The sequence below is a fragment of the Nocardioides sp. NPDC000445 genome (genome assembly GCF_040300245.1).
Taxonomy (GTDB): Bacteria; Actinomycetota; Actinomycetes; order Propionibacteriales; family Nocardioidaceae; genus Nocardioides.
Genome location: NZ_JBEPDH010000011.1, coordinates 73,036 through 82,385, shown reverse-complemented (window position 1 = coordinate 82,385; position 9,350 = coordinate 73,036). Strand labels below are relative to the sequence as shown.

Sequence of the window (9,350 nt, the reverse complement as noted above, 5' to 3'; positions counted from 1 at the left end):
AACATGAGCGAGTCATTACCGGAACTGAACCCGGACACCCTGGCGAAGTACTTCGGCAGCGGCACCATCTCGCTGCACTTCGTGAGCGAATCTCCCGAGGTGCTGTTCGTCATCGATGGCCCAGGCCAGCGGATCTCGGTGCTCACCCCTCGCAATGGCATGGTCCTCGACACCTCCACTCTGCGGCGGGTCACTACAGGTACCGAGATGCGTAACGGGGTCGAGTATGCGCGGCTGACCTTCGACGCCCGCGGCATGTACACCGAGGCGTACGGATTGGCTCTTTCTGTCCTTCAGGCGATGCGTGGCGGCGCGACGTTCGCTGCGGCGGCCTCTGCGGCGATGACGAACATGAAGTCTCTACTCGCCGCCAAGCCGAGGATCTCGAAGGAGAAACAGATCGGCCTCGTCGGTGAGCTGATGTTGTTCAGGGCCCTCCTGGACATCCACGACGAACACACGGTCATCGAGTGGTGGCTGGGACCGCTCGCCGAGGAGCGCGACTTCGCCTTTCCCGCGTTCGACGCCGAAGTAAAGACCACCCTGAGTGAATCCCGCACCCATGTGATCCACGGCGCCGGACAGCTCCAGTCAAGCCCAGGAAGGTCATTGTGGCTTGTCTCGATCCAGATTACGCGCGCCGGCGGCGACCCCAATGGGGTCACACTCCCCGGTGTCGTCCAGGAGATCCGCGACCAGCTCACCTCGACGCGTGACCGGTTCCTCGCCCACATGACCGCCGAGGGTTGGGATGACGGAGACGTCGCTATGTATCCCACCGCCTACACGCTCCGTACAAGGCCCGCGGCGTACCTCATCGACGACGACTTCCCCGCGGTCACACCCGGCCGGCTGCACGCGGTCGTGCCGCATAGCGACCTGATCAGCGACGTGACCTATCGGGTCGACGTCTCCTCCCGTACCCCGGGAGACCCCGGCGACCCGCTTACCGACTTCATCACCCCAGCACCCAAGCAGGAGGCCTGACATGCCCGACCACTACGCCGACGCGATCGTCGGCGTCACACGCGGCATGAGCAAGAGCGAGCCCAAGGCGATGCTCCGCCGTGTCGTCTTCGAGCTCGGGGAGGCGGGAGTCTCCGAGGACTACACCGAGACCGACCTCGTCGACGCGCTCACCTCTCCCGACGTGAACGCCCCGGCTCGATACGAGTTCCACATCCAGCTCTCCAAGTGGGACGGGGCGCCGTCTCCCGCGTGGGCGGCGGACACCACGGCGTACTCTCAGGAGCGCCGCGCCGCGATCCTCACTGCGCTCAAGTTCTCCGCTGAGGCCCAGGAGCGGATCAACAGCGCCTTCCACGTGAACCTCGCCGGCGCCGTCGTAATCTCCGGTAAGCCCGCCGACTGGGATCCCTGGTACGAAACCGCGCAGGTGCGCTCGTTCTATTGGGACGGCTACCGGGGCGTACTGGAGTCGAAGGGCTGGGATGCCGACGCGATCAACGAGTTAAGCCGGACCACGGACGAGGTTGTCAAACGGCTGGCAAACCCGGCCCGGGACGACCCGTACCAGTCGAAGGGTCTGGTCGTCGGGCACGTGCAGTCAGGCAAGACGGCCAACTTCACCGGCGTCGTCGCCAAGGCCATCGACGCCGGCTACAAGCTCGTCATCGTCCTCACCGGCACCATCGAGTTGCTGCGCGGACAGACCCAACGGCGTCTCGACATGGAACTCGTCGGGGAAGAGAACATCCTTGGTGGCGTACCCCGCGACAACCCCGAGCTCACTGCCTCTGTCGACTACATCGGCACCCACGACGTCGACTGGGTTGAGGGGAAGTTCGTCTCCTACGGAAAAGACCCAAAGGAGCTCGGGGTCCCCGGGATCCGCCGGCTTACCGGTGCGAAGGACGACTACAAACTGCTCAAGGCCGGCCTCGGCTACCTCGACTTCCGACAGACCGACCATCTCGTCGACCCAGCACGGCCGCTCTACAACCCTGTCAACCTCTACCGGCCCGACATCCGAATCGCTGTGGTCAAGAAGAACGACAAGGTGCTGCAGAAGCTCGTCAAGGACCTCCAGTCCACTAAGACCGACCTCGGTGAGATCCCCGCCCTCATCATTGACGACGAGGCCGACCAAGCGTCGATCAACACAACCCGGCCGAAGAAGGATTCCGCCGAGGAGAAGAAGCGCACGACGATCAACCGTCTCATCGCTCAACTCCTGGGTGAGCTAAAGCGCGCACAGTACGTCGGCTACACCGCCACGCCGTTCGCGAATGTTTTCGTCGACCCTGAGGACGCGGAAGACATCTTCCCCAAGGACTTCATCGTCTCGCTCCAGCCGCCTCCTGGCTACATGGGTGGCGCCGCCTTCCACGACCTCGACCGGGATCCGGACGACGACGAGCCTCGTTCGGTCGCTAACTCCAACGAATTGGCGCACGTGCGCTCGCTCGTCGCCGGTCCCGACGATCACGAGAATCGCGACGCCGAACTGCTTTCTGCCCTTGACGCGTACGTCCTAGGCGGGGCGATCAAACTGCATCGCGCCTCTGCGCTCGGCAAGCCGAAGCTCTTCCGCCACCACACGATGCTCGTCCACGAGTCCGTGAGCACCGCCGAGCATGCAGTCGTCGCCGCCGACGTGCGCCGTATCTGGAAGTCGGCCGGCTACGACCTCCCGATGGGACTCAAGCGGCTGCAGGACCGGTGGAACGACGACTTCCGGCCTGTCACCGAGGCTCGGGCTCTGCAGGAGCCGGTGGTCTCGAAGTTCACTGAGTTGATCCCGTTCATCGGGCACGCGGTCGACAAGATCCAGGCAGGGGTCAACCCTGTCGTTATCGTCAACGGTGTCGCAGAGAAGGACTACCTGCAGGACGACATCAACTTCCAAGCGGGCGACGTGTGGAAGATCCTCGTAGGGGGCACCAAACTCTCCCGCGGCTTCACGGTCGAGGGCCTGACCGTCTCGTACTACACCCGCCGCACCGCCGCGGCCGACACGCTCATGCAGATGGGCCGCTGGTTCGGCTACCGCCCCCACTACGGCGATCTCGTCCGGCTCTACATCGGCCGCAACGTCCCCGGACCGCGGAAGACCGTCATCGACCTGTACAAGTCGTTCGAGGCGATCGTCCGCGACGAGGAGGACTTCCGCGAGGAACTGCGCCGCTTTCAGGGCTTCGACAACGACGGGCGGCCACTCGTGCGCCCGATGGACGTGCCGCCGCTCGTCTACCAGAGCCTGCCCTACCTTAAGCCGACCGGCGCAAACAAGATGTACAACGCCGAGCTCACCGAGCAGGGTGAAGGCGGCAAGATCGTCGACTTCAACCAGCAGGGCGAGCACAAGGACGAGAAGAACAAAGCCCACTTCGAGGCCGTCCAGCCCTTCCTCGACGCCGCCGACACTCTCGGGCAGTTCTTCTACATCAACAAGGCCGGCAGCCCGCGGCCGTGGAACGCCCGATACGGCGTAGTCGACGCCGAAGCGCTCATCGACGTCATCACCCAGTTCACTTGGGCGATCAACTTCAAGCTCGATCCGTACCTCGCGTTCATGCGCAAGGCAGTTGCCGAGGGCACGCTCAAGGACTGGGCTGTCATCGTGCCGGAGCTAGACACGCTACCGATCCGGACAGTCGGCGGGCGGCAGCTCCGGATCATGCGACGCTTCCGGCGTGAAGACCGGCCGTGGCAGTTCTCCGGGTCCTCGACTCGTCAACGTGATGCGCTGCTCGCGGTCTCAAGCGCGATCGACTCGGCCACAGTGGACACCGACGGCGCGATCGCCGCGGCGCTCAACCAGCCTGACTACAAGCACGTGAAGGATCTCAAGGTTTCCACACGGGGCGCCTTCCTGCTCACCTTCGCCGGGGACAGCTCCTCTCCGAGGTTGCACGACGCGAACGGCGTCACCGACCCGAAACTCCTGCCCGACCCGACGGACCCGAAGAACATCGCGACACTGTTCTCATTCGCGCTCCCATTCAACTCCGCGCCCGGGGGGCGGATCGCGTTCACCGTGCGTCGCCCCGACATGCCGGAGGACGCGATCGTGGAGGTGGATCACAATGGCTGATGCTGCGGAGCGGCGAGAGCGCCAGTTCCCTATCCAGGTGCTGGGGCGGACCCTGGAGCACCTCGGAACCCAGATGTACAAGCGGCGCGACGTCGCCATTGCCGAACTGGTGGCGAACTCATGGGACGCAGGCGCAACCCACGTCCGGATCGAACTCCCTGAACGCGCCGGCTATGACCGTCAGACGAGCCAAGTCCTAATCTCCGACGACGGCAGCGGTATGACTGAGGAAGCGCTCGAGAAGCAGTACCTCGTCATCGGTCGCAACAGGCGTGCCGAGGGCCAGGAGGCTCCTGCCGGAAGGCCGGTCATGGGCCGTAAGGGCGTGGGGAAGCTGGCAGGCTTCGGCTTTGGTCGCCATCTGCGAGTCGAGAGTTGGACGGACGGCGTCCTCACCGGAGTCGACCTCAAGAGCAACGAGCTCAAGGCCGAACCGGGCGATGCCCCCACGTTGGAGGTGCCCGGCTGGATCCAAGAGACAGGACAGAGCGAGTCCGGCACTCGCATCACGATCAGCGATCTCAAGCACACGACTCCCCCTGACATTGAAGGCCTCCACAACGCGATCGCCCGCCGGTTCAGCCGGCGAGTCAAAGGCGAGATGGAGATCAGCATCAATGGCGAGCCACTGCGCGAGCCCGACCTAGGGGAGTTCGAGCTGCGCGAACCGAATGCCGCAGACGAGTTCGCCGAAGTGACCCTCGGTAATGGCGACAAGTTCAAGTGGTGGGCCGGGTTCTCCCCGTCCGTCCTTCCCAGCGAGCTCCAAGGCTTCACGGTTCTCGTCAACGGCAAGACCGCTCAAGCCCCACCGTTCTTCTTTCACGTGGAGAGCAAGGCAAGCGGACAACACGGTACGAAGTACCTGACCGGGGTCATCGAGGCCGACTTCCTAGATTCCGGCAGCGATGACGAGTCCGACCGGATCTCCACCGACCGCCAGGAGATCGACTGGGATGACACCGCACTTGCCGAGCTCTACGAGTGGGGGCAGAAGACGACGCGAGAGCTGCTACGTCGGCGGACGGAAGGTCGCAGCAGGATCGCCGAGGCTGGCGTCCTCGAGGACCCCGACCTTGGTCGACGGCTCGAAAAGCTTGACGCCCCGTCTCGCGAGAAGGCGATGAGCATGGTTCGATCACTCGGCACGTCGGTGGTCGACCAAGATCGGACCCTTAGACTGTCCGACACCATCATCCGTGCGTTCGAATACCGACAGTTCCACGACTACATCGAGACCATCGAGGAGGTCGCGGAGGATCCCGAAGAGTTGGAGCGCGCCCTCGACTACATCACCGCATGGAAGGTGCTGGAGAGCCGAGCGATCCGGGAGATCGTGCAAGGACGCCTGGAGATCGTCGACAAGTTCTTTACTCTGCTCGTGAACGACGCCCCAGAGACCGCCCATCGCATCGGCGACGAAAACGTCCATGATCTGCTCGCGAACTTCCCGTGGTTGATCCACCCCGAGTGGCAGGTTCTGGCGGAGGAGAAGCGGATCTCGACCCAACTTCGGGAGTGGCACGTCGAGGCGTTTCCGGACGATGCGACTCGCTACGACTTCCTCGCACTGACCGGAGAGGGCCGGACGATCGTGGTCGAGATCAAGCGGAGTGGTCACGCCGCAACCCTTGAAGATCTTCAGCAGTTGGACCGCTACCTGAACAAGCTGTCGCATGGCGTCGAAGACATTCAAGGTGCGTTCATCACCGCTGAGAACTATGCGGTCCGAAGCGCGGCACTCGAGTCATACAAGAGCCGACCGGACTTCCACCTGATGACCTGGTCCGAAGTCCACGAGCGCGCGAAACGGTACTACGAGGAGTACAGATCAATCCTCGATGGTGATCTTGCCGCAGACAGCGCTGGCCGAAGGGCCGAGGAAGTCATTCGAACCCGGCACGTACTTACCCATGGCTCGCATCGAGGTCGTGAGGCGCGGGCGAGCGGAATACCAGGAGCCCCTCTCAACGACGAGTAGTCGGTCCTCCAGCGTGTCAGGACAACGTGATCTCCTCGGGTCGTCAGTAACCCAGGTGTCGCGGGCCGCATCATTGGCCCGGCCCGACCCGCCACGATTGGAGCGGCCCGGCCGCGAAACTAGGGGAACTGGCCGACCAAGCGTTCTGCGGTGAGGGCGGCGGTCCAGATCTGTTCTTCGGGTACGTCGCAGATTCGGAGGGCAGAGGCTGCGATGGCGTGGCGTTTGGTGTCGGTGAGTGTGTCGCCGGTGCGGCGGATGCTGATGACGACTTCGACGAGTTGGAGCAGCACGTTGCCTAAGTGAAGGTCGTGGTGGCAGTAGTCGTCGCCAACCAGGTGTGAGGCAAACCGGTCGTAGGCGTCGATGAGCTCGCGACGTACAGCCTTGGAGCGCTCGAAGAGGGGCTGCCTGGTCACGTCGGGCAGCCTTGGGAGCATGCCTGCGTTGTGCGGAGCGACGGCGAGGGTGTGAATGTCGAGAAGGATGAGGACGTACAGAACGGTCGCCCAGTCGTGCTCGGCGGCGAGCTGTTCGATCTCCTCGACCTTGTCGACCGTGGGGCGGATGGTCTGCTCGAGCAGTTCGCTGAGGATCTCGCCTTTGTCTGTGAAGTGGTAGTAGAGCGAAGACTGTCGGATTCCGACCGCCTCCGCGATGTCTCGGGTGGAGGTGCCGGCATAACCGCAGCTCGTGAACAGGCGCGCGGCGTGGTCGAGGATGTCCTCGCGTGCCGATCCTGTTGCGATCTGGCCGGTGTGGCGAGGACGTCCCGGCCCTCCGGGCCTACCCGTGCGAGTCATGGTCGCTGGCATCTCGATCTCCGTGATCTGGCGCGGCATGGATGCCGCGGCTTGACCCGACCAGCGTGCTGGAAGGAGCCGGGCAGGCTCCCGCGCGGAACGGCAACTTTCTGGATCGCGGCCTAACAGGCATGTGACCTGCGTATTTGGGTGTTTGTGGGTGGAGATCTTGTATCTGGATGCAAGTTTCTGCGCCGCCGTCGTGCATCGGTGGCTGCATATCTGAACCGCGGATACGATCGCGACAGAGAAAGCCGCAAGAGACGATCGGGCAAGGTATTCGACGTGGCACGGAGCGAGAGGGCAGCGCGCGAGCAGCTGCGCATGCGCTTGGCCTCCGAGGATCGCTCGGTGGCCCAGATCGCTTCGCAGATGCAGCAAGCCTTCGGTGACCGCCCGCGGCGAGCCTGGCGGGCAGCCCTCGGGTGGACGCAGTGGAAGGCCGTCCAGCAGTACCGGACGGTCAACCCGGATGCTCCGATCGATGACTCCCGGCTCTCGCGGTGGGAGAACTGGCCCCACGGGGGTTCGCGTCCCTCGCTGGAGGACCTCGCGCGTCTGGCGCGCGCCTTCGGGCACGGCTGCACGGTCCTCGACCTTCTCGATGACGTCGATCACGAGAACCTGCCACCGGCTCAGCAGGATCTGCTACGGCAACTGCGGACCCCAACGATTCAGGCCGCTCGGCCGGCCCGAGACAATGGCGCTGTGGACCTGACTCGACGTGAGGCACTCGGCGCGGCCGCGGCAACCGTGGTGTCGTGGGGTTCGCCGCCGACAGCGGGACGACGCTACGGCGCCACCGATGTCGCACGGGTCTACTCGACCGCGGCCGGGTTCGCTCGAGCCGACCAGAAACATGGCGGCGGGAGCGCGCTCGCTCAGGCCACGGCGTACCTCACGAACGACGTGCAGCGAATGGTCACCGGGGTCTTCCCCAATGAGTCAGTCAGATCCGCGATGATCGCGGCTGCCTCCGAGGTCGCCTGCGTCGCAAGATGGATGGCCTTCGACGACGCCCGCCACGGCCAGGCCCGCCGTTTACTCACCACCTCGGTCAAACTTGCTGACGAAGCTGACGACCCAGCACTCGCCGGTCATGCCCTTCGCGCGCTCGCGCACCAGGCGATCGAGCTCGACAAACCCAACGACGCCCTCGCACTCGCCGAGGCATCCGTGGACGGCGACCGGTACCGCGCGGCATGTCCGCGCGAACGTGCTCTGATCGGCGTCGTCCATGCTCGCGCGCTCGCCACCGCCGGACTCGGTGGTGCCTCCGCGGCAGCCCTGTTGCGCGCGGAGAAGGATCTCGCCGCAGCGAACAGTGGCGACGAAGAACCCGGCAGGGTGTTCTTCTTCTCCCAGGCATCACTCGCCCACGAGACCGGCCGCACGCTCTACGCCAGCGGCGACCTCAACGGCGCCGAGTCCGCCCTGACCCGCAGCGTCGAGCTGCGTGGGAAGGAGTTCGTGCGGACCCACGCGGTCACCCTGGGCTACCTCGGCGAGATCCAGGCCGCCCGCGGCCACCTCGACCGTGCCGGCGCGACATGGTCCACGGCGCTGGACGCAACCAGCGGCGTACGGTCCGGCCGCGTCCGTGACATGGCCGCCACCGTGCGTCAGGTTCTCCAGCCGGTCCGTGCCACCAGCGAGTTCGCCGATCTCGACCAGCGCGCGGCCGCCTACCTCGCAACAGCCTGACCCAACCCCGCAGCCAAGGAGCATCCGTGGAAGCCATCCCCATGACACCGATCGCCCAGGTCGTCGGCGGCCGCACCGAACCCACCGACGACTACTGGGGTGGCACCCAGGCGATCCTCCGCCTCGACCCCGACCTGTACCCGGTCGAGGCGACCAAGGGATTGGAGGAGTTCTCTCACCTCGAGGTCGCCTTCTTCTTCCACCTCACCGACCAGGCCGACCTCAACCTCGGCCTACGCCGCGCCCGTGACAACCCGGCCTGGCCCGAGGTCGGCAACATCGGCCACCGCAACATGCGCCGCCGCAACTGGCTCGGTATCTCCCGCTGCAAGCTCCTCAAGGTCGACGGCCTCGACCTCCACGTCGAAGACCTCGACGCCGTCGACGGCACCCCCGTCCTAGACGTAAAGCCATGGTTCGCCGAGTTCGGCACGCGAGGCGAGACCCACCAGCCGGCCTGGGTCACCGAGATGCTCGGCGACTACTTCGCCCCATCGACCGAGGCTCAGCCAGCAAGACGGTAAACGGTGGCAGCCCTCGGCACCGTGGGCGAAACTGCTGTCCGGTTTCGGGAGCATCGGGGGACATGGAGTTGGGTGGTCGGGCACCTCTTCGAACACGCTGTCAGGGCAGGCGATTGCATCTGCTCGTGGCGCTGCTCGCCCTGACCTTCGTCGTCGGATCGGTCATGGCCGGTTCGCCGGCTGACGCAGCCGATCTCGCGTGCAACAACGACGACGCGCCCATCCCTGCCTCCCCGCACGGCGCGGGGTCGTGGATCGTCCAACTCGGCGAGAGCCCGAAG

At 65.0% G+C, this 9,350-nt stretch carries 6 protein-coding genes; 5 read left to right on the top strand and 1 reads right to left on the bottom strand.

Annotated features, from left to right (window positions below; translation table 11 throughout):
• Positions 1 to 3: 3 nt before the first annotated feature.
• From ABT304_RS16215 to ABT304_RS16205, 3 genes are all read left to right on the top strand, one after another.
• A complete protein-coding gene (locus ABT304_RS16215; RefSeq protein WP_350716572.1) occupies positions 4 to 987 on the top strand; it encodes a PD-(D/E)XK motif protein in 984 nt (327 codons plus the stop codon).
• Positions 988 to 1,324: 337 nt separating this feature from the next.
• A complete protein-coding gene (locus tag ABT304_RS16210) occupies positions 1,325 to 4,057 on the top strand; it encodes a Z1 domain-containing protein (protein WP_350716570.1) in 2,733 nt (910 codons plus the stop codon).
• Entirely contained in the window at positions 4,050 to 6,038 is a 1,989-nt protein-coding gene (locus tag ABT304_RS16205; protein WP_350716569.1) for an ATP-binding protein, read from the top strand. The genes ABT304_RS16210 and ABT304_RS16205 overlap by 8 nt, the downstream gene beginning before the upstream one ends.
• Positions 6,039 to 6,157: 119 nt before the next feature.
• Here ABT304_RS16205 and ABT304_RS16200 read toward each other — a convergent pair whose 3' ends face one another.
• A complete protein-coding gene (locus ABT304_RS16200; protein ID WP_350716567.1) occupies positions 6,158 to 6,880 on the bottom strand; it encodes a TetR/AcrR family transcriptional regulator in 723 nt (240 codons plus the stop codon).
• A 246-nt stretch (positions 6,881 to 7,126) separates the two neighbouring features.
• Here ABT304_RS16200 and ABT304_RS16195 point away from each other — a divergent pair, with 246 nt between their 5' ends.
• Complete coding sequence (locus ABT304_RS16195) at positions 7,127 to 8,545, top strand: helix-turn-helix domain-containing protein (protein WP_350716565.1); 1,419 nt, start codon at positions 7,127 to 7,129, stop codon at positions 8,543 to 8,545.
• A 26-nt stretch (positions 8,546 to 8,571) separates the two neighbouring features.
• Positions 8,572 to 9,069: a TrmO family methyltransferase domain-containing protein gene (locus ABT304_RS16190; protein ID WP_350716563.1), complete on the top strand. Its 498-nt coding sequence runs from the start codon at positions 8,572 to 8,574 to the stop codon at positions 9,067 to 9,069.
• The last annotated feature ends 281 nt before the right edge of the window (positions 9,070 to 9,350 follow it).

Bases quoted from the DNA above. Each gene is read 5' to 3' on its own strand.
- ABT304_RS16215 (WP_350716572.1), top strand. From the start codon at position 4: ATGAGCGAGTCATTACCGGAACTGAACCCGGACACCCTGGCGAAGTAC.
- ABT304_RS16205 (WP_350716569.1), top strand. From the start codon at position 4,050: ATGGCTGATGCTGCGGAGCGGCGAGAGCGCCAGTTCCCTATCCAGGTG.
- ABT304_RS16200 (WP_350716567.1), bottom strand. From the start codon at position 6,880: ATGCCGCGCCAGATCACGGAGATCGAGATGCCAGCGACCATGACTCGC.